20 protein-coding genes are annotated in these 20,160 nt (G+C 47.5%); 13 read left to right on the forward strand and 7 right to left on the reverse strand.

The features are described 5' to 3' along the window. Nucleotides 1-91 precede the first annotated feature (91 nt). The 3 genes from H8S65_RS05475 to trhA are packed head-to-tail and all read left to right on the forward strand — an operon-like array spanning nucleotide 92 to nucleotide 3,188. Nucleotides 92-2,302: a heavy metal translocating P-type ATPase gene (locus H8S65_RS05475; protein ID WP_186929000.1), complete on the forward strand. Its 2,211-nt coding sequence runs from the start codon at nucleotides 92-94 to the stop codon at nucleotides 2,300-2,302. A 21-nt stretch (nucleotides 2,303-2,323) separates the two neighbouring features. Further along, on the forward strand, nucleotides 2,324-2,530 hold the full coding sequence (locus H8S65_RS05480) for a heavy-metal-associated domain-containing protein (RefSeq protein ID WP_186929001.1): 207 nt from the start codon (nucleotides 2,324-2,326) through the stop codon (nucleotides 2,528-2,530). Nucleotides 2,531-2,534: 4 nt separating this feature from the next. After that, the gene (gene trhA / locus H8S65_RS05485) at nucleotides 2,535-3,188 is read left to right on the forward strand and encodes a PAQR family membrane homeostasis protein TrhA (protein ID WP_186929002.1); all 654 of its coding nucleotides are present in this window, start codon (nucleotides 2,535-2,537) and stop codon (nucleotides 3,186-3,188) included. 153 nt (nucleotides 3,189-3,341) lie between these two features. On the opposite strand, the gene H8S65_RS05490 is transcribed toward trhA, so the two are convergent. The 5 genes from H8S65_RS05490 to H8S65_RS05510 form a co-directional block, all read right to left on the reverse strand. Next, on the reverse strand, nucleotides 3,342-3,566 hold the full coding sequence (locus H8S65_RS05490) for a DUF6722 family protein (protein WP_186929003.1): 225 nt from the start codon (nucleotides 3,564-3,566) through the stop codon (nucleotides 3,342-3,344). Nucleotides 3,567-3,689: 123 nt separating this feature from the next. After that, nucleotides 3,690-5,009 (reverse strand): TldD/PmbA family protein, encoded by a 1,320-nt coding sequence (locus H8S65_RS05495; RefSeq protein WP_186929004.1) that lies wholly within the window; start codon nucleotides 5,007-5,009, stop codon nucleotides 3,690-3,692. A 1-nt stretch (nucleotide 5,010) separates the two neighbouring features. After that, nucleotides 5,011-6,498, reverse strand: a complete 1,488-nt coding sequence (locus tag H8S65_RS05500) for a TldD/PmbA family protein (protein WP_186929028.1) — start codon at nucleotides 6,496-6,498, stop codon at nucleotides 5,011-5,013. An 81-nt stretch (nucleotides 6,499-6,579) separates the two neighbouring features. Continuing rightward, complete coding sequence (locus H8S65_RS05505) at nucleotides 6,580-7,815, reverse strand: anaerobic sulfatase-maturation protein (RefSeq protein WP_186929005.1); 1,236 nt, start codon at nucleotides 7,813-7,815, stop codon at nucleotides 6,580-6,582. Nucleotides 7,816-7,887: 72 nt separating this feature from the next. Continuing rightward, nucleotides 7,888-8,901: an N-acetylmuramoyl-L-alanine amidase family protein gene (locus tag H8S65_RS05510; RefSeq protein ID WP_186929006.1), complete on the reverse strand. Its 1,014-nt coding sequence runs from the start codon at nucleotides 8,899-8,901 to the stop codon at nucleotides 7,888-7,890. Nucleotides 8,902-9,263: 362 nt separating this feature from the next. Here H8S65_RS05510 and H8S65_RS05515 point away from each other — a divergent pair, with 362 nt between their 5' ends. Beyond that, on the forward strand, nucleotides 9,264-10,088 hold the full coding sequence (locus tag H8S65_RS05515; RefSeq protein ID WP_186929007.1) for an endonuclease VIII: 825 nt from the start codon (nucleotides 9,264-9,266) through the stop codon (nucleotides 10,086-10,088). Between the two features lie 4 nt (nucleotides 10,089-10,092). On the opposite strand, the gene H8S65_RS05520 is transcribed toward H8S65_RS05515, so the two are convergent. Then, entirely contained in the window at nucleotides 10,093-10,653 is a 561-nt protein-coding gene (locus tag H8S65_RS05520; RefSeq protein WP_186929008.1) for an NUDIX hydrolase, read from the reverse strand. Between the two features lie 250 nt (nucleotides 10,654-10,903). On the opposite strand from H8S65_RS05520, the gene H8S65_RS05525 reads away from it, so the two are divergent. From H8S65_RS05525 to H8S65_RS05560, 8 genes are all read left to right on the forward strand, one after another. After that, complete coding sequence (locus tag H8S65_RS05525) at nucleotides 10,904-12,352, forward strand: SGNH/GDSL hydrolase family protein (RefSeq protein WP_186929009.1); 1,449 nt, start codon at nucleotides 10,904-10,906, stop codon at nucleotides 12,350-12,352. Beyond that, complete coding sequence (locus H8S65_RS05530) at nucleotides 12,324-13,727, forward strand: GDSL-type esterase/lipase family protein (protein WP_186929010.1); 1,404 nt, start codon at nucleotides 12,324-12,326, stop codon at nucleotides 13,725-13,727. The genes H8S65_RS05525 and H8S65_RS05530 overlap by 29 nt, the downstream gene beginning before the upstream one ends. Beyond that, nucleotides 13,727-15,286 (forward strand): MBOAT family O-acyltransferase, encoded by a 1,560-nt coding sequence (locus H8S65_RS05535; RefSeq protein WP_186929029.1) that lies wholly within the window; start codon nucleotides 13,727-13,729, stop codon nucleotides 15,284-15,286. The genes H8S65_RS05530 and H8S65_RS05535 overlap by 1 nt, the downstream gene beginning before the upstream one ends. A gap of 12 nt (nucleotides 15,287-15,298) precedes the next feature. After that, nucleotides 15,299-15,859 (forward strand): energy transducer TonB, encoded by a 561-nt coding sequence (locus H8S65_RS05540; RefSeq protein WP_186929011.1) that lies wholly within the window; start codon nucleotides 15,299-15,301, stop codon nucleotides 15,857-15,859. Between the two features lie 210 nt (nucleotides 15,860-16,069). Continuing rightward, complete coding sequence (locus tag H8S65_RS05545) at nucleotides 16,070-16,507, forward strand: hypothetical protein (RefSeq protein ID WP_186929012.1); 438 nt, start codon at nucleotides 16,070-16,072, stop codon at nucleotides 16,505-16,507. A 205-nt stretch (nucleotides 16,508-16,712) separates the two neighbouring features. Further along, entirely contained in the window at nucleotides 16,713-17,078 is a 366-nt protein-coding gene (locus H8S65_RS05550; protein WP_222616242.1) for a hypothetical protein, read from the forward strand. A gap of 18 nt (nucleotides 17,079-17,096) precedes the next feature. Continuing rightward, on the forward strand, nucleotides 17,097-17,507 hold the full coding sequence (locus H8S65_RS05555; RefSeq protein WP_186929014.1) for a hypothetical protein: 411 nt from the start codon (nucleotides 17,097-17,099) through the stop codon (nucleotides 17,505-17,507). Between the two features lie 295 nt (nucleotides 17,508-17,802). Next, nucleotides 17,803-18,654, forward strand: coding sequence for a DUF6261 family protein (locus H8S65_RS05560; protein WP_222616243.1), 852 nt, complete (start codon nucleotides 17,803-17,805; stop codon nucleotides 18,652-18,654). 79 nt (nucleotides 18,655-18,733) lie between these two features. Here H8S65_RS05560 and H8S65_RS05565 read toward each other — a convergent pair whose 3' ends face one another. Then, complete coding sequence (locus H8S65_RS05565; protein WP_186929016.1) at nucleotides 18,734-19,591, reverse strand: helix-turn-helix domain-containing protein; 858 nt, start codon at nucleotides 19,589-19,591, stop codon at nucleotides 18,734-18,736. Nucleotides 19,592-19,801: 210 nt separating this feature from the next. Between H8S65_RS05565 and H8S65_RS05570 the strand changes: the two genes are divergently transcribed. After that, the gene (locus H8S65_RS05570) at nucleotides 19,802-20,158 is read left to right on the forward strand and encodes an Hpt domain-containing protein (protein WP_186929017.1); all 357 of its coding nucleotides are present in this window, start codon (nucleotides 19,802-19,804) and stop codon (nucleotides 20,156-20,158) included. The last annotated feature ends 2 nt before the right edge of the window (nucleotides 20,159-20,160 follow it).

The raw sequence follows: 20,160 nt of genomic DNA on the forward strand, positions 1-20,160 counted from the left end.
AAAATCAAAGAATATTTATTTGGTTACGAAATAACCGAATAAACCGTATCTTTGTTATACTAATGAAATAAATTTGACATTTAAACGCGATATGAGAGAAACAGAAACAAAGGTATTGCCTGTTCTTGAAATGAGTTGTGCCGTTTGTGCGGGCAACGTGGAGAGTACGGTGCAGGCATTGCCCGGTGTGGAGAAGGCAGCCGTGAATTTCGCCGCGGGTACGTTGGCGGTAACTTATAATCCGTCTGTTATCACCTTGGAGGCTATGCAAGCAGCTGTGCAGGCTGCCGGATATGATCTGATAGTTGAAGCGGAAGATCCTGTTGCTATGCAGGAGGAGATGGCTCGAAAGCATTATAAGATATTGAGGAGGAATACCATAGGAGCATGGGCCTTGTCCATCCCTCTGGCTCTTTTAGGAATGGTGTTCATGCACATGCCGTTTGGCAATTGGATCATGATGGTGTTGGCATTGGCTATTATGGTGTTTTTCGGACGCTCGTTTTATGTGAGCGGCGTGCGGCATGCACTCAAGGGAAAGGCCAATATGGATACACTGGTTGCGCTCAGTACTTCGATCGCTTTCCTGTTCAGCCTTTTCAATACTTTATGTCCCGGATTTTGGCTGGAAAAAGGGTTGGAGCCGCATGTTTATTATGAGGCTTCAGGTGTGATCATAGCGTTTGTCTTGCTGGGCAAACTGATGGAGGAGCGTGCTAAGAACAGTACATCTTCAGCTATAAAAGGGCTGATGGGATTGCAGCCTAAAACAGCCCGTTTGGTAACGGACGGGAAAGAAGAGGAAGTGCCTATTTCGACTCTTCAGGTCGGAAATGTAGTCAGTGTACGGCCGGGTGAAAAAATACCGGTGGACGGTACGCTTTTGCAGGGGAGTTCTTCAGTGGACGAAAGTATGCTGAGCGGAGAACCGATTCCGGTGGAGAAAAATGCCGGCGACCGGGTGTTGGCCGGAACGATCAACCAGAAGGGTGCTTTTACGATGGAGGCGACAGGTGTCGGAGGTACGACCGTATTGGCCCAAATCGTGCAGATGGTACAGTCGGCACAGGGGAGTAAGGCTCCCGTTCAGCGGATTGTAGATAAAATAAGTGGTATATTTGTCCCTGTCGTCGTATTGCTTTCGCTGGTCACTTTCGTTTGTTGGCTGGTGATAGGGGGAGCGGGCTATTTTTCGTATGCCTTGCTATCTGCCGTCTCGGTTCTGGTTATTGCTTGCCCGTGTGCGTTGGGATTGGCTACGCCGACAGCCTTGATGGTCGGAATGGGAAAAGGAGCCGAACGGCATATCCTGATAAAGGATGCCTTTGCACTGGAAAATCTATGCAAGGTCGATACGGTTGTTTTGGATAAGACCGGGACATTGACGGAAGGTGTACCGGTTGTCACGGATTCATACTGGATTTCAGACGATAATACCCGTTATTTAGATATCCTGTACACGGCTGAACAAAAGTCCGAACATCCTTTGGCCTCCGCTATTATCCGTTGGTTGGAAGACTCCGGGGCAAAGGTCTGTGAGACTGAAAATTTCGAGAGCCTGACGGGTCGGGGCGTACGCATTCAGGTCGAAGGGAGCACCTACTGGGTAGGGAGCCAGGGATTACTTGAAATATTCCAGGCCGGTATTCCGGAAAAGGGGCGAAAACAAATCGAGCAATGGCAGGAAGAGGGGCAAAGTGTTGTCTTTTATGGTCAGGATGCCCGCCTGTTGGCTGTGCTGGCAATCTCGGACCGTATCAAGCCGACGTCTGCCGAAGCTGTAAAAGAGCTGAAAAAACAGGGAATAGAAATACATCTTCTCACTGGCGATGGTGTACGGACTGCCGAACGGGTTGCCGCAACATTGGGTATCGATCATTATAAGGCGGAGGTAATGCCGAACGATAAAGAGGAATATATCGTATCTTTACAGCAACAAGGAAAGAAGGTGGCGATGGTCGGCGATGGCATTAACGACTCGCAGGCGCTTGCACGGGCCGATGTCAGTATCGCGATGGGAAAAGGAACCGATATTGCAATGGATGTGGCTATGGTCACGCTTATCACGTCCGACCTGTTGCTGCTCCCCGATGCGATCCGTTTGTCCAAACAGACGGTCCGCCTGATTTATCAGAACTTGTTCTGGGCATTTATATATAATGTGATCGGCATTCCGTTGGCTGCGGGCGTTTTGTTCCCGATAAACGGACTGCTGTTGAATCCGATGCTGGCGAGTGCTGCAATGGCTTTCAGTTCCGTATCGGTGGTATTGAATAGTTTACGATTAAAATTCATGAAATAACAATTTAAAATTAGAATGATTATGGCAACAACAAAATTTAAAACAAATGCAAAGTGTGGCGGATGTGTAGCGGCAATAGGTGCAAAGCTCAATACGGTAATGGCTTCGGATGACTGGTCGATCGATCTGGCCGATCCGAATAAGGTATTGGAAGTGAAAGTCGATATTGCTCCTGCTACAGTGATTGCAGCAGTAAAAGAGGCCGGGTTCAAGGCTGAACAATTATAAGCGGATGATTGCCCGGAAACGACAAACATACGGTGAAGAGGTAGCCAATGTCTTGACACATGGCGCCGGGATGCTCTTCGGTATAACCGCTATCGTTGTTCTGATGATGGCGGCTATTCGAAGCGGCAATCCCTGGGCGGTCGGCAGTTTTGCTGTCTATTCCGTTTGTATGACACTTTCGTATGTGACATCTACATTTTACCATGCTTCGAACCGCGCACGTCAGAAAAGGCTCTTGCGGCGGTTCGACCACAGTGCGATTTATCTGCATATTGCGGGAACTTATACGCCCTTTACATTGGTAGCTCTCCGGCAGGAAGGTTATTGGGGCTGGTCACTATTCGCTATCGTATGGATTGCGGCAGTGGTAGGCGTCTGGCTGAGTTTCCGGAAGATGAGAAAGAAAGACCATCTGAAAACGGTTTGTTATCTGGCTATGGGGTGGGTAGTTGTAATTGCCTTTAAACCCTTGTTGCATGTCTTTCGTGAAACCGATTCGATGGATGTCCTGTATTGGTTGATCGGAGGAGGTCTGTTTTATACGGTAGGCAGCCTGTTTTTCTTTTTAGACAAATATAAATATATGCATCCCGTGTGGCATTTCTTCGTATTGGGAGGCAGCATCTGCCATTTTATCTCGATATACCTGTTAGTATAGAGAAAAAGGAGAAAGCGATTGCCACTTTCTCCTTTTTTTATTAATTACATTCTTCCGGATGCTCTTTTTTATACTTTCGTTCCCGATAGGAAAGAATAGCAATTCCTATTATACTAAATAATATCAGACCGCTGAATAAATATATTGCTTCCATTATTTACCTCCTTTATTTTTATAAAATTTAAAACCTAACAACATTAAACCAATTGTTGCTCCGATGCCTAAAAGCAAAACTAACAGTTTATCACTTGTTATGTCCAACAACGTACTTAATACAACTCCTGCAAAGACCAATTTGGCAATATCGATAAAGAAATCACCAAGTTTCTCATTGATGATTATCGGAGTTACCGATACTTGTCCCGTTTTACGCTTCATAGTTAATTCGTTTATTGATTAATAATGATACAAATATAAGTAATATATCGAAAGAAACAAATAATCAGGAAAAATAAAAGGCGGACTTTCATTAGCCCGCCTTTTTACGATATATTTTGTTTCTTATAGTCCGCTAAAATCCACTCCGTCGAATATTAACGAAGGGACACGCCAACTGGAGAATGTGCGCGGGTCGTTGCCGACTTCGGCTAAATTGCCCCACAAGGAGATCATATTGCCTGTTGCGTTCATTTCGGAGATGGGTTGTGTCAGTTTGCCTTTTTCAATCAGGAAGCCTTCCACGCCGTAGGAGAAGTCACCGGTCGTACTGTTGCTGTTACCGCCGTTGAAGCCCGTTACCAGAATACCTTTATCGACAGAAGCGATCAGACCCTCCGTATCTTTATTTCCCATCTGCATGGTCAGGATAGAAGGGGAGGCGATCGTTTGTTTCATATTCATCTTGTTGGCTGAATAGGTATCGATATAATAGGTTTTCAGGACACCGTTTTCAAACACCGGCATACGCTTTGTCGCTACACCTTCGCCGTCGAAATAACGGGCGCCGGATGCACCCACCATGTGCGGCTCGTCGATGATCGTCAGTTTATCGCCTAAGACTTTCTGGTCGATTTTATCCAACAGGAAAGAGTTTTTCTGCTGGATGGAAGAACCGTACAGTGCATCGATTACCGGAGAGAGCAGGCGGGAGGAATTCATATTGTCCACAACCATCTGATACTTGCCGGAGGCAACCTTTTTCTGTCCTAATTTACGCATTACGCGTTCCAGAGCCTTTGTTCCCAAACCTTCCTTAACCAGCGTATCGTAGTAAAGAGAAGAATCGAACCAATAAGATTCCGGACGGGCGTCCCCTTCGCCTTTGATGCTTACGCTGGCAACCAGGCTGAAAGAAGAACCGGATGCTTCCCCTTCGAAACCGTTGCTGGCGACCATATATTTGAAATCTTTTTCGTCGCTGTAGGATGAATTGGCAGAGATGATACGGGCGTCTTTTCCCATCATTTCGTTGCAGACGTTCATAGCCAGCGCCACTTTATCGTCCGGCTGGATCGAGTCGAACTTCGGATCGATCAGCTTCAGGTCGGCGCCTCCTCCTTTATAATAGAGGGAAGCATCGGGCAACGTACGCGCCTTGTCTTCCGCTAAAAAGCGAGTGGAGGCGATACCGTTACGGATGAAACCTTCCAGTTCCTTTTTATCCAAGCGGTTGGTAGAGAAGGAACCGAAACGTCCGTCGACATACAAATGGATCACCAAGCTGTTTTCCGATGCCTGTTGCAAACGGTCCATTTTCATGTCGCGTATTTCGAAAGAACTGCTCGATCCGTTATAGATACTTACACGTGAAGCCTGGCAGCCGTTTTTCAGGGCAAATTCCATGGCCCACTGAGCCAGCTTTTTATTTTCGTTTGTTATCATATCAATTTTCTCCTCCTACTGTAAGTTTACTAACTAAGGCTGACGGCATACCGCAGGTTACCGGGCAGGATTGTCCGTCCTTGCCGCATGTCCAGGTTCCGTTATCCATCTTATAATTGTTTCCGACCATCGTGATATCGGCCAATGCGCGCGGGCCGTTACCGATGATATTGATATCCTTGATCGGCTGTGTCAGTTTGCCGTTCTCGATCAGGTAACCGTCTTTCACGAAGAAGGTGAAGTCACCCGCACCGATCTGTACCTGTCCGTTGGTGAAGCTGGAGGCATAGATACCTTTCTTCACGGTCGAGATCATTTCTTCTTCCGTCACGTTTCCGGCTTCCATATAGGTAGCGCGCATACGCGGGATCGGCATCTGGCGGAATGATTCGCGGCGGCCGTTGCCCGTTGACGGAATACCGTAATGCTTGGCACTGATACGGTCGTGCAGATAGCTGGTCAGGATGCCTTCTTTCACGATGTAGGTCTTCTGTCCGGCAATGCCTTCGTCGTCGATATTGACAGAGCCGCGGTTGAAAGGAATCGTACCGTCGTCCACCACATTGATATGTTCGTTACAAACCTTCTTGTTCAGTTGGTCGGAGAAGATAGACGTATTCTTGCGGTTGAAGTCGGCTTCGAAAGCATGGCCGATTGCTTCGTGCAACAAGATACCGGAACCTCCGGCGCCCATTACGACCGGCATTTCGCCTCCTTTAGGCTTGATGGCCTGGAACAGGATGGAGGTCTTCTCCACCGCCTCCTTGGCAACTTCGGCAATGATATCGTCTGTCAGAAATTCCGCTCCCATACGGAAAGCGCGGGATGCGTACGAATTTTCGATCTTCCCGTTGTCCTCCATGATGCAGACTGCGCTGAGCGTCACCATCGGGCGATAGTCGTAGTACATCTGTCCTTCGGAATTGCAGAACAAGATGTGGGAAGTCGTGTCTCCCAACGAAGCCATCACTTTGTGTACCCGTTTGTCGAGCGCAAAAATCTGGTCGTTCAGTTTCTGAAGATACGGAGTCTTTGCGTTTACGGCGAGTTCGTCCCAGGGAGTCTGTACGCCGTAATAATTATTCAGGATCGGTTCCTCCGTCAGGCCCGCCGGAGCTTTTCCTGCCGAGCCGGTTGCGATACGGGCTGCCGTGCGGGCTGCTTTCAGCATCTCGTCGAGAGTTACGTTTTCTACATACGCATAACCGGTCTGGTCGCCGGCCAATACGCGTACGCCCATACCGAAATCGATATTGGAGGAAGCGCGGTTTACGGCTCCGTCCTGCAATCCGATGTTATTCCGGTAGGAATGTTCAAAGAAAAGATCGGCATAGTCGCCGCCTTTTTCAAGTGCTGCTGTCAGCACTTTCTTCATGTCGCTTTCACTGACACCAAAATGGTTCTGGGCGAATGAGATACCGGTAGCCTGATCTGCTCCATTTCCGGCACAACTTCCCAGGAATGAGGGAGCCGCTAATGATCCAAGCATAACCATACCTCCTGTTTTGATAAAATCACGTCTATTGATTTTCACGTTGTAACTTATTTTTTAATTCTTAATTCTTAATTTTTAATTATCAACTCCCTTCGCCCATTGCATCACATTCGCAGGCGGGCGCTCGGCCAACAATTCTTTTTTCATGAAATCCATGTAAGGAGCCACGTGTTTGAAAAATTTCTTGTAACCTTTACATAGATAATTCAATCCGGGTTCGCCGTTTGCCGCATGGAGGAAACGGTTCTTGGGGCATTCGCCGTTGCAGGCAAACAGGTAATCACACTCCTTGCACTGGGTAGGGAGCTTTTCATATTTGTCCGCCCCGAACTTCAATTGGCGCTGGCTGTACATCATTTCGGTAAGCGTCTGGGTATGGATGTTTCCCAACTTATATTCCGGGAATACAAAGTGGTCACAGGCATATACATCCCCATTGAACTCCATCACTCCGGCATGTCCGCAAGTGCGTGCTAACGTACAAACACCCGGTTGTTCGCCCACCCAATTTGCCAGCGTGGAATCGAAAAGCTGGATATAATAATTACCGACATCTTCTTTCAGCCATTCATCGAAGACCGCGCAGAGGAAATCTCCCCATTTCCCGGCATCGACCGTAAAAGGAGCCAGTTTGATATTTGCATCCTGCTGTTCCGGCGAGGTGAGTAATGTCCCGTCCTGATGGAATCCGAGGCGTTCCACAATCGGTGCGAACTGGATATAGTGGCAATCTATTTCCTTGAAAAAGTGATAGAATTCCAGCGGATAATCCACATTGTAGTCATTGACGACTGCCATCGCATTGTATTCCACACCATGTTTTTTCATCAGTTCGATTCCCTTCATCACTTTATAGAAGGAGGGAAGTCCCTGCTTGTTGCGGCGGTATTCGTCATGAAACTCCTGCGGGCCGTCTATCGAAACTCCCACAAGAAAATTATTCTCCTTGAAGAAACGGCACCAGTCATCATTCAGCAGCGTCCCGTTTGTCTGGATGCAGTTGTCGATCTGGCGTCCGCGGCCATACCGGCGTTGCAATTCGAGCGCTTTTTTGTAGAAACTGATCGGACGCATCAGCGTTTCACCCCCGTGCCAGGTAAAGAGAACCTGCGGCATCGTCTGACATTCCAGATATTCTTTGATGAATTTTTCCAGTAACTGTTCGCTCATGATATGATTCTTCACCTCAGGATAAAGTTTCCCTTTCTCAAGGTAATAGCAGTATTCGCACGCCAGGTTGCAAACCGAACCGACGGGCTTCAACATTACATATACGGGTTTCGCGAACGGGGATATATACGGATTACTCATGGTATGTTTAAAACGATGTTTTATTTAGTTTCTTATGCAAATGTAATCTATTTAACGATTGGATGTCATTTTTTACCGTGTTTTTTTCCTATAACGGTTGTAATCGGTGACAAATCCTTCGCAAAGCCAGTTTGCGAGTGCCTGACGGTTATCGCTCAGGATGATCCGTTGCTGGTCGAAACTGTTCTGGATATTACCTAACTCGACGAAAACGGAGGCCGGTGTCGTATGTCGCAGCACATACAGATTGCGCCCGTCCACCGTCCCGGTAAATCCGCGTCCCGGCTGGTGCTTCTTATATTTATGTGTAAAAGTCGTCCGCATGGTTTTTGCCAGATGCTTGCTTTCGGAATTCTTGTCCTGGTGGTAGAAGAAAACGTCGGTTTGATGGCCTTTGTTCCGGCTGTCCACATGTACGAAGATAGCCCGCTTGTAGGCGTATCTGTCTTGTTTGAACAGGGCGTTTATCTTGTCGCTCCGTTGTTTCAGCCGGCGAACCTGGTTGAAGGGGATCGGGCTGCCCATGCAGGTCTCGCGCTTACTGTTCTTCAGATATTTATCGTCCCGGATTCCGTCTTTGGCATCCTGTATGATAATATGGACTTTGGCTCCTTTCATCATCAGGTTGCGTGCCAGGCGGAGCACGATGTCGTAGGCATATTCGTCTTCGTGCAACTCGATTTTGCCAATCCGTCCGATTGCTCCGGGATCGGGGCCTCCATGTCCGCTGACCAGGTAGAAACAGGCTCCTTTCAGTTCGGACGATGTCACTTTATAGGATGCCAGTTCTTTGCCGAACAACGGTTCATAGTTCGCCCGTTTGGAGGCGGCTGCGGCAGCTTCTTTTCCCTGCAAGGGGGGAAGCGTATATTTGACTCCCATCCGAAGGGCGTTTCCTTTGCCTAACTTGTTTTTGTTCAGCTCGATGAACTGTGTCTGATATGCGGCGCCTGTACGGTTGTGGCGTTTGAGGAACAGGGTGACGCCTTCTCCTTTCTTTGGAAATGCTTTCTCCTGGGCCTGTAACCGGTTGGCGCAAAATATGGTAAGAAATAACGCGAATATGATACTAAGTTTGAACTTCATTGGTGATATGTTGCTAATGCGAACAAAAATAATGCTTTTTCGGGATTATGCAATACGCCGTTATGCAGAATTAGAAAAATATGACAATATCCCCCTGGAAAACGTTATTTTGACATCTGTTGAAAATCAGCGTTATAGCTTGTATAAGATTATTAAAAAATATTACCCTTGCGGGAAATTCTATTTTCACAGGTATGAAAATCTATTTTCATGCCCATGTGTTTCGATTTGGACGAATGGGTATTTTTTGAAAAATGAACAATAAGAACTCGGATTAATCACTATTTTTACGGTTTGTCCGCGTATGTTCGCTTCGGATAAGAAAATAGTCTTATATTTAGCGTCATTAAAAATGAGGGATTATGATTGAATTACCCGAAGCGATTACGATTGGCCGTCAGGTGGAGCAAACTCTTGCCGGGCGCAAAGTGACAAATGTGTATGGCGCTACCCATCTGCACAAGTTTACCTTTTTCAATGGGAATCCGGATGAATACAGGGATCTGTTGGCTGGCAGGGAAGTGAAGTCGGCCACAGGAAAAGGTATTTTTGTGGATGTCAGTTTGGATGAAGATGTCTTTCTGAGCATTTTCGACGGAATCAACATGCGCTATGGGCGTCCGGGCGATCCGGTTCCGCCCAAGTATCAGATGCTGCTCACGTTCGATGACGAGTCGTTCGTCAGTTTCACGACCAGTATGTACGGGGGTATTTATGTTTTCCGCCATACGCTGGATAACAAATACCGGACTTTGAGCCTGAACAGTGTTTCTCCGTTGAGCGAGCAGTTCGATGAAGCCTGTTTCGAACAGATGTTTGCCGCTGAAAAGAAGAACATATCGGCGAAAGCGTTTCTGGCGACGGAACAGCGGATTCCCGGTCTTGGGAACGGCGTATTGCAGGATATTCTCTTTCATGCGAAACTGCATCCGAAACGGAAAATATTCTCTTTATCCGATCCCGAAAAGGCAACCTTGTTCCAATCCCTTAAAAATACCTTGCAGGCAATGGTCGATGGAGGAGGGCGTGATACGGAAACCGATTTTTTAGGGGACAAAGGCCGTTACCGGTCCGTCTTGTCCAAAAACACGTACACTTCTCCCTGCCCGTGTTGCGGAGGGATCATCACAAAGGAAGCCTATATGGGAGGTTCGGTTTATTATTGTCCGGAATGCCAGCCGCTCTGATTTCTCAAATCAAATGGTTTATCGCCATGTATTTCCAGAGCGGGGCGGCATGGAGCGCTTGTTTGATCCGGTCGTTCAGGAGTAATTCTTTTACTTCGTCGAGAGTCAGGAGATGGACGCTCAGGTCTTCTGTCGCTTCAAGGTGCTGGGCCGTGACCGGTTCGACATCTGTGGCGAGATAGCAATAAGTCAGGTTGGTGTGGGTGCTCGGATTGACGCCTATTACCATCAGTTCGCTCCAATTCCCGTTGCCGTAGCCGGTCTCTTCGAGCAATTCCCGCTGGGCGGAGACGAGTGGGGAAGCGTCTTCTTTTTCGCAGACACCGGCGCAAAGTTCGTAGGCCGTGATACCCAGGCCATGACGGTATTGTCTTACAAATACGAATTTCTGCTCTTTGGTGATTGCGATCACGTTGATCCATTCCGGATACTCGTAAATATAATATTCGGGAATTTTGTTCCCGTTCGGTAATTCCACTTCTTCCCTGCGTACGGTAAACCAAGGTTGGCGGGACAGGTATTCACTTTTCAGCACTTTCCAACTTTTGTTTTTCGGTGTTTCCATTCTATCGTTATTTTATTGTTGTTAAATAGCCATTCATTGTAAAATGTTGATTTATCGTACAATAATTAGGCGCGGATTACACGGATTTCGCGGATAATATATGGATTTAAAACAAAAACCGTGTTAATCCGTGTAATCCGTGCCTAAAATAAATCATCATTTTAATATGAATGAATATTTATGAAACGGGCGAATTAGTAATAAATTGCGTTTGTTTCTTATCTTTGTACCTTCGAAAAGAAAAGGTTAGATGAATAAAGATAATAATTTCGGCAGGCTTTTGCTCCTGCTTCTTATTTCATTAGGTATCTGTTTAGGGCTATATTATTTACCGGACCAGCTGTTCGGGATGAAGATAAAAAAGGTTGATTTGCTCTCCGATCTCAGGGTAAAGCCTGAATCCCTGTCTATGGATTCCTTGCGTATGCAGCTTGAACAACCGGATACGATCCGGATAGATTCGGCTGCCGTACGCGATTCGATCCTGAAAACGACCGGTATCGATTCTGTCGCCCTCGAACTGCGCGATTCGCTCTACAAGGTTATGTACGCGGATAAGGGGGCCGATTCGCTGGGAACGCGCATCGAGGATTACTCCGTCGGCCACATCGGCCTGAAACGGTTCTTTGCCGCTTTAAGAAATAGCAGGCAGGCGGGTCACCCGGTGCGTGTCGCCTTTTTGGGCGATTCGTTTATCGAAGGAGATATCGTGGTGGCTGATTTCCGTTCGGGAATGCAGGAGAAGTTCGGAGGTCGCGGAGTCGGTTTCGTCCCGGTTACATCGGTAGCCGCCCAGTTCCGTCCGACGATCGAGCAAAAAGCGGAAGGCTGGACCACCCGGTCCATGCTGACAGACCACCATCACCGGTATACGCTTTCCGGAATGACGTTCGAACCGAAAGGAGAGAAGCCGTCTATCTCGGTCAAGACGACAGACCGCTTCCCGGAACTGAAAACTGTTTCTTCCCTCAAGCTCTTGTATGAAAAGAATACCCGCACACGGATGGCTTTGGTTTGCAACGGTACGCAGGATACGATCCGCGAAACCTTGGAACCGACATCCGTTATCACGCAATACGAACAAACAGGGACTTTTACGGAAGCCTCTTTCAGTTTTACCGATACGGCAGGTTTCCGGGTTCTCGGAGTCGCACTGGAAGATAATTCAGGGGTGACAGTAGACAATTATTCGTTGCGTGGCAATTCGGGCATGATCCTTTCGAGGCTGGACAGTGCCCGTTGCCGGGAGTTGAATGCGATTCGCCCGTACGACCTGGTCGTTTTGCAGTACGGGTTGAATATCGTCAGCGACAGCATCTTGCAGTATGGCTGGTACGCCAAGCGGATGGAAGAAGCCGTACGCCACGTGCGCGTCTGTTTCCCCGATGCCGATATCCTGATGTTGGGCGTTTCGGACAGGAGCCGGCAGGTGGACGGGACATTCGAGACGATGCCCGCCGTACTGGCCTTGTTGCACGCACAGCGGCAGGCAGCCCGTCGTTCGGGTGTCGCTTTCTGGAATGTCTTCGGGGCGATGGGAGGAGAGAACAGCATGGTTCGTTTTGTGGAGAACAACTGGGCCAGCAAAGATTATACGCATTTGAGTTTCAGGGGAGGAAAAGAGATCGCTTCTGCCTTGTTGAAAGCAATATTATTAGAAAAAGAGTTTTATGATGAAGCAGACAAAGTGGCTCGTTAGCCTATCGGCTTGCCTGGTGTTAATGGCCGTCAGCGCCGCCGGTGCAAAAGGAAAACTTCCATTTCCCGCGCTTGACGCGGGATCGCAAAAGAACGATCCTTATCCTGCCAGCTCTTTGGCGATCCCGCGTCAAGCGCAGGAAATGGGGGGGAGCGACACGATCCCGCTCCCTTCCCGTTCTTATTCGATCGGGCGAGAGGTCGATTCGATCCAGTCACCCTCTTTGTTGCAGCCCTTCTTCGCCGGATTGGATTCGCTCAGGGCGGGGAAAGATACCGTATTGACAATCGTCCATTTAGGCGACTCCCACATACAGGCCGGTTATTATTCCGGCCAGGTGATGCGTCTTTTGCAGGAACAGTTCGGGAATGCCGGACGCGGATGGATCGCTCCGTTCAAATTGAGTAAAACGAATGAGCCGGATGACTATTTCATCTCTTCTTCTGTCCGTGAATGGGTGACGGGACGTTGCATCCAGAGTAATAAAAAATGCCCGGTCGGGATCGGAGGAATCGGCATCCAGTCTGTTTCCCCCTCTATCAATTTAGATGTCCGGATTGCACCGAACAACGGGGCCGGCTATTCGTTCAACCAAGCGATCTTGTACCGGGGGGAAAAGTCCATGCCGATGTTGCCGGCCGGTTCGATAAAAGATTCCGTAAAGACCTCGTTAGCTACGGCTCCGGCTGTCGGTGGTGTCCTGGCCGATACGTTTCGTATCGCTTATCAGGTGGACACGTTGCAACTTCATAGTACCCGGCGTAAACAGGGAACGGATCAGTTGCTTCCAGCCTCTTCCTTCAAGAATGTCTATTACGGTTTCAGCCTGACAAACGGCCATCCGGGCGTCCTCTATCATTCGGTCGGTGTGAACGGGGCGATGTATGTCAATTACACGGATGAGTCCTACGTGCGCCAGTTGGCTTTGCTGAAGCCTTCCTTGCTGATCATCTCGATGGGTACGAACGAAACTTTCGGTCGCCGTTTTAACTCGGAAGAGTTTGGCGGGCAAGTACGCGCGTTCGTCTCTCTCGTCAAGAAATATATGCCTGATACGGCTATCTTGCTTACCACTCCGCCGGAATGTTACAAACGGACGTATGTCAACAAGAAACGGACGTATGTCCGCAATGCGAACACTCAGCTTGCCGCAAAAACAATCATGGGAGTGGCCCGCGAGGAAGGTGTTGCCTGCTGGGATTTGTTTGCCTCCACAGGAGGAAAAAGCTCTTGTGCCAAATGGCAGAAAGAAAAGTTGATGGGCCGCGACCGCATCCATTTCACAAAGGAAGGCTATCGCGAGCAAGGAATCTTGTTATACCGTGCCCTGATGCAATCATATAATCAGTTGAATGTTGAAAATCAGAAAAGATGATGAATGATTTTATAAATAAAATAGGGGAATATGGGTCCCAGCTCTCATTCGATAAACTTGGGGATGTATTGACTTATCATCATAACGCCCCGATATTATTCAGTAGCGGATTGTTCTTCTTCCTTTTTATCGGTTTCCTCATTATTTATATGTCGCTCAGGAAACATCTGCTGACACGTATTATCTACGTTACGCTTTTCTCGATCTATTTCTATTACAAGAGCAGCGGATTCTTTTTTTTCCTGCTTCTTTTCGTTGCCACGTCCGATTTTTGCATCGCGCTCTTAATGAAACGGACCGCCTCCCAATGGGGGCGCAAGGCGTGGGTGCTTCTGAGCCTGTGCATCGACCTGGGGCTGTTAGGCTATTTCAAATACTTCAATTTCCTCCGGGAGATCGTGGTTACCGTCGCCCATGAATTGGGCTACCAGATGGGGAATGCTTCGTTGCAGAGCATAACCTACCAACCGTTGGATATCTTCCTGCCGGTCGGCATCTCCTTCTTCACTTTCCAGACCATCAGCTATGTGATCGATGTGTACCGGGGCAGGATAGAACCCCTCCGGCGTTGGGTCGACTATGTTTTCTACGTCTCCTTCTTCCCGCAGTTGGTGGCCGGCCCGATTGTCCGGGCGCGTGATTTCATCCCGCAGATTTATAAGACGCCGATTGTCACGCGGGCGGAGTTCGGGGAAGGGCTTTTCCTCGTCTTGTGCGGGCTTTTCAAGAAAACCGTCATATCCGACTATATCAGCCTGAACTTCGTCGACCGCATATTCGATGCTCCTTTGCTCTACACCGGGGTGGAAAACCTGTTAGGCGTGTATGGCTATGCTTTGCAGATCTATTGCGATTTCTCCGGCTATTCGGATATGGCGATCGGGATCGCGTTGCTGCTGGGTTTCCGCTTTAACGTGAACTTCGATTCGCCTTACCAGTCGGCGACCATCACGGAGTTCTGGCGGCGTTGGCATATTTCGCTTTCTTCGTGGTTGAAAGATTATTTGTATATTTCGCTCGGAGGGAACCGGAAGGGGAAAATACGGACATACATCAACCTGCTGGTAACGATGTTGCTGGGCGGTCTTTGGCACGGGGCTTCGGTCAGCTTTATCCTTTGGGGTGCGTGGCATGGGGCTTCGCTGGCCGTCCATAAGTTCATGATGAACCATTTCAGCAGCTTCAAGCCGTTAGGGTCGGAAATGAAGCCTTGGAGAAGGGTGTTAGGCGTCCTGGTCACTTTCCATCTGGTTTGCTTCGGCTGGATCCTGTTCCGTGCCGACTCGATGCAGGTGGTAGGCGAGATGCTGACGCAGATTTTCACGAACTTCCATCCGGAGGTCTTCACGCAGTTTGTGATGGGCTATAAAGGTGTATTCGTTTTGATGGTGGTGGGGTATGTCCTGCATTTCATGCCGAAATCAGCGGAAAACGGCTTGCAGGCAGTCGTGACCCGTTCCCCTTTGCTTGTGCAGGCGGTGATGCTGGCGATTGCGATCTTCGTTGTCGTGCAGTTCAAGAGTGCCGGCGTGCAGCCGTTTATTTATTTCCAATTCTAAAAATGACAGATAATGCGTAGGAAAGAATCAATTTTGACAGAGAAGAAAGGGTTGCTGCTTCTGCTTCTGGCTTTCTTTTTACCCGAAATATTCGTTTCGGATAATATGCTCGATACGACCGTGACCGATGATCCGTCCGGCTTTTCAGAATGTTCGGATATGGCATCCCCCAAGTTCGAAGGGGGAAGTATCGCTTTCAATAAATACCTGAAAGAGCATCTGAAATATCCCGGCAAGGCTTATGCGGAAAGAAGGGAAGGGCTCGTTCTGGTTTCATGTATGGTCGGTGCGGACCGTACGGTCTCGGATGTCCGTGCGTTCAAGAGTCCGGATCCCGATATGGGAAATGAAGCCATACGCCTCATCGAAAGCACCAACGGCCTGTGGATTCCCGCCAAGCGGAACGGGCAGGATGTGGCCGCTCTCAAATATATCCCGGTCCCCTTCCACCTCGACAAAGTGCAAATACCGGAAGTAAAAGGCAAAGCCGGAAACAAAGAATTGATCAAATACATTGTAGCAGCACTGCTTTTTGTCGCTGTCCTTTTCTACCTGAAGAAACGGCAAGGGTAGCCCGGCGGAAACGCTGTTTCTTGTTGCGATCGTCATTTGTTCCTAAAATAACGAATATTGGTTTGAAACACGAGAGATTGAGTTTAGCTGTTTTTTTCTAAGATTATAATTGATACCTTGGCTGTGCATAATCTTTTAAATCAAATTATCATAGCAAACGATTGGTATAAAAGATGGGACTATGGAGTAATCGGTTAAAAACAATTTCGTATGAAAACAAAAATTGTGGCGTTGGGTATAATCTTATGCCTTTTTTCTACAAATATTTATGGACAGGGCCAGTGGTTTCCACCAAACACGATCGATACCCCTAAGCCTCTATACGATAAAAATTCCAAGTATTGGAAAAAATATAAAGTTTTGAATCGTATTGGCTGGACTGGGTTAGGAGTCGGCGTTTTTGCAATAGCCGGTGGGATTATAGGAGGGACTTTCTCTTTTCAGGATGGCCATGATACGAAAGTTTGGGAAGGTATTGCTTATTCCGGCATTGGAATTGCAATAGCCGCCATACCGGTTTTTATCTGTGCAGGCCAAAAGAAAGAGAAGGCGATTGTTGTTTCTGCCGGTTGCGGGAACTTGGCAACTCCCCTTTCGGGTGGAAAACTTGCTTGCCGGCAAGGGATAGCGTTACAAATCTGTTTTTAATTGAGATATGGAACTGAAATATTTATTATGCTTTTTAATATTATTCTCTGCAACAACTGTCTGCGGGCAAGACAAAATGCCCGCAGACGGTTGTAGTTATGGTATAGGAAAAAAGACGGAACAGTTTGTTTCTGGTGTTTCAGATCTCCCGGTAGCGTTTGATTATCCTCAAATTCAACAATCCGTTTATTGGAAAAGGCATAAAATGTTTAAGGCTTTGGGATGGGGAACTTTGGCTACCGGATTTGTTACGGCGAATGCCGGTTTTTGGTGGTCGGTATCGATGTATGAGGGTAATTATCCTGAAAAGCGGAAGAAGACAGCGGGAGGTATTTGTTATTCCGGTTTGTTTTTGATAGGAGCAAGCATACCTTGTTTTATCCTCTCCCATGTTTGCAAAGAGAATGCTATCTTGTCTGTCGAAGGTGGAAGTGTTACGGCTCCTTTGCCGGGCGGTGGCGTTTGCCATCAACCGGCAGTGGCGTTTGCCATCAACCGGCAGTGGCGTTTGCCATCAACCGGCAGTGGCGTTTGCCATCAACCGGCAGTGGCTTTGCAAATTAGCTTTTAACATAATACATTGAGTGGTATGACACAGAAGTTTTTATTGTCCTTTTGGGTTTTATTTTTGTCCATCTCTGTTTACGGGCAAGAAAAGCAGTTCGTGGGCGGAGGCGTTTCAGTCCAACGAACTTTGGATTTGCAAGCGCATTATTGGAAAAAGCATAAAATGTTTAAGACTTTAGGATGGACATCTTTGTTGGCCGGGGTTGGAGGAGTTGGTTATGGGCTTTTTTCAGACACGTCTCAGGACAAAGCGATAGGAGTGCTGATTTGCGGGGGTTGCCTGGTGTTAGTCAGTGTCCCCATGTTCGGTTTAACCCGTTCCAACAAGCAGAAAGCCCGTTCGTTTTCTTTGCAAGGCCGGAGCCTCGTTTTACCGTTGCCAAACGGTTCTGTTTCTTATCGTCCGGGACTTTCATTGTGCTTGAATTTTTAACGAATAAGGCAGAAACAGCGTTTCTAATCACTTTCCGTCCGGGAAGTAGCCGGAAACACTGTTTCTTGCTTGTTTCCGTCCGGGAAGTGGCTGGAAACACGGTTTCTTTTTATTTCCTGTCCGGGAAGTTCCAAAAAACGATGTTTTTTCTTATTTCCCGACGGGAAAGTAGGCAGATACAATGTTTCTTCTTATATTCGGCATTGAAATACCGTAGAAACAATGTTTCTGATGCCATTCTGTTATGAATGGGACCTTAAATCTGGATTTCTCCCCTATTTCGATTTGAAAAATCATGCGGGAACAGCGTTTCCGGGGCATCCCCGGACCGGAAGGCGCAGGAAACACTGTTTCCGCCAGTGTCAAACTAAAAACAATCATCAAAATGAAAGAGATTGGAACTATCAGTCTTGAAAGGATGAACAACGGGGCGCATTACATGTACCTGTTGCTGATCCTTGAAAAAGCGGAGGCCGACGCCACGCTGAAGACGAAGGTCTCCGGATTGACGGCCGACCTGCGCGAAGCCGTCACGAAGGAGGACGAATGTCTGAAGCTGTCGCAGAAGAGCCTGCTGAGCGACAAGATCCAGGCGGCCGACGGCCAGCGTGATGCCTTGTACAGCGGTTATAAGAAGGGAGTCGACGGATATGCCGATTTCCCGGTAGCCGCCCTGGCTGAGTCGGCTAAAGTGTTGGCCCAGCATATAAAGGATTATGATATCGACCCGAAGATGCAGCTGGACAAGGAAACCGGCTTGCTGATCAACTTTATTGCGGATCTGGAAGGAAAGTTTGCCGAACACGTGACCGCCCTTGCGCTGACTCCGTTCGTGACGAACATGAAAACGGCCAACGAAGCTGTCCGCAGCCTGACAGCTTCACGCACCGATGAACGTACCGTCGTTGAAGTAGGCGCTTTGAAAAAAGCACGTGCCGCTTCGGACACGGCTTATAAAAACCTGGTGAAGATGGTCAACGCCCTCGCGATGGTGGAAGGCGATGCCAATTATGCGGCTTTCATCGACTATGTGAATACGGAGATCGTGCATTATAAGCGTGAAGTCCTCGGCCAAACGGCTTCCAAGCCGGGAGAGGGGGCGGATATTTCGCCTGATAATAACGACGAGCGTCCCGGCGAGCTTTAAGCCGCCGGTTATAAAAGACGAAAGCCCTTCCCAGGTCCGGGGAAGGGCTTTTGCCATGTTGGAAGGGACGGCAGCGGATTCAAAAAGTATATGATTTCCCTCTATATTCCTGTGGCGTCATCCCTACATGTTGGCGGAAAAACTTATTAAAGAACGACAGGTTGCTGAACCCCAATCCGATCGCAATCTTTTTGATTTCGAGGTTCGTGCCTTTTAATTCGGCTTTGGCATCCGTGATGATGATTTGGACGATAATTTCCAACGGGGTCCTGCCAACCGCCTTTTTTACGGATGTGCAGAAATAGGGAAGTGTCAGCCCTAACTTTTCCGCATAAAACGAAACGTTATGCTGGGTGGTGTAAAATTTTAGCGCCAAGTCTAAAAAGTTTTGGAAGATCTCGGTATAACGGTCCAACTCATGTTCATCCAATCGCTCGTTTTTTTTGTATAGCCCTACGATCCCTTGGCTGCAAATCATGAAAATAGCTTTTGTCATCTCTTTGTTGACCACCGTATGCAGACGGGTGGTATATCCTGATAAAACGCCATAAAAGTCTTTGAACAGACAAGCCGTGCTTGCAGGAACAGGCATGATCGGTTTCCGGTATATGTACGTTATGCAATTCATCGTGCTTCTTATGTAATTGACGCATCCCATGAAATCGGAAGAAAAAGCGACTAAATAGAGTTCGATATCCGGTGAAATCGTATGTACTTCTACAAAACTGTTCGGCACAAGCGTTATGACATTATGTTGTTTGATAATACATTCGGATGAATTTAGAGAGCATTCTATAGTGCCTTCCATGCAAAGGATAAAAACGGCGGATCTGATTTTAAAGAAGGAACCGATATATGGCTTAAGCTCACTGGCTGAAGTGTACTTGCTAACCATAATATCCGTAGGTGAATCGAGCCAGGTAATATGCTTGTCCATGTTCAAAATTTCTTTTTAGCGCCAAATATAGATATTATTTGATATTCCGGAAGTAAATGAAAAGAATGGAACATATAATGCAAAAAATGAATTTTGCATCTTATTGCTGATAATCCTTCCTTTGTAGAAGGATAAGAATCATAATTTCTTATAAGCTATTAATGGTGTGACAAGAAGGATGTATCTAAATATTTTATTAACTTATTTTATATGACAAGCGAATATAAACAAGAATTGATCGGTATGGGGGTCGATGTCGATAAAGCGTTAGATCGCTTTATGGGGAGTGAAGCGTTATATGAAAAATTTCTTTTGAAATTTGTTCAAGACCGTTCCTTCCAAAAAATGGTCGGGTTTGTAAATGCAGGAGATATTCCACAAGCATTTATGCAGGCTCATACGATGAAAGGCATTGCTGCCAATCTTGAACTCGGATATTTATTGGAAGTCCTGGTCCCGATCACGGAACAGCTCAGGCATGGGGAATTGGAAAGGATACCGGAAGAACAAGAGGATTTGGAAATCCGTTATAACAAACTATGTACTATAATCAGGAAATATCATTAAAT

It is taken from the genome of Parabacteroides hominis (assembly GCF_014287585.1).
In the GTDB taxonomy this organism is placed as follows: domain Bacteria; phylum Bacteroidota; class Bacteroidia; order Bacteroidales; family Tannerellaceae; genus Parabacteroides; species Parabacteroides hominis.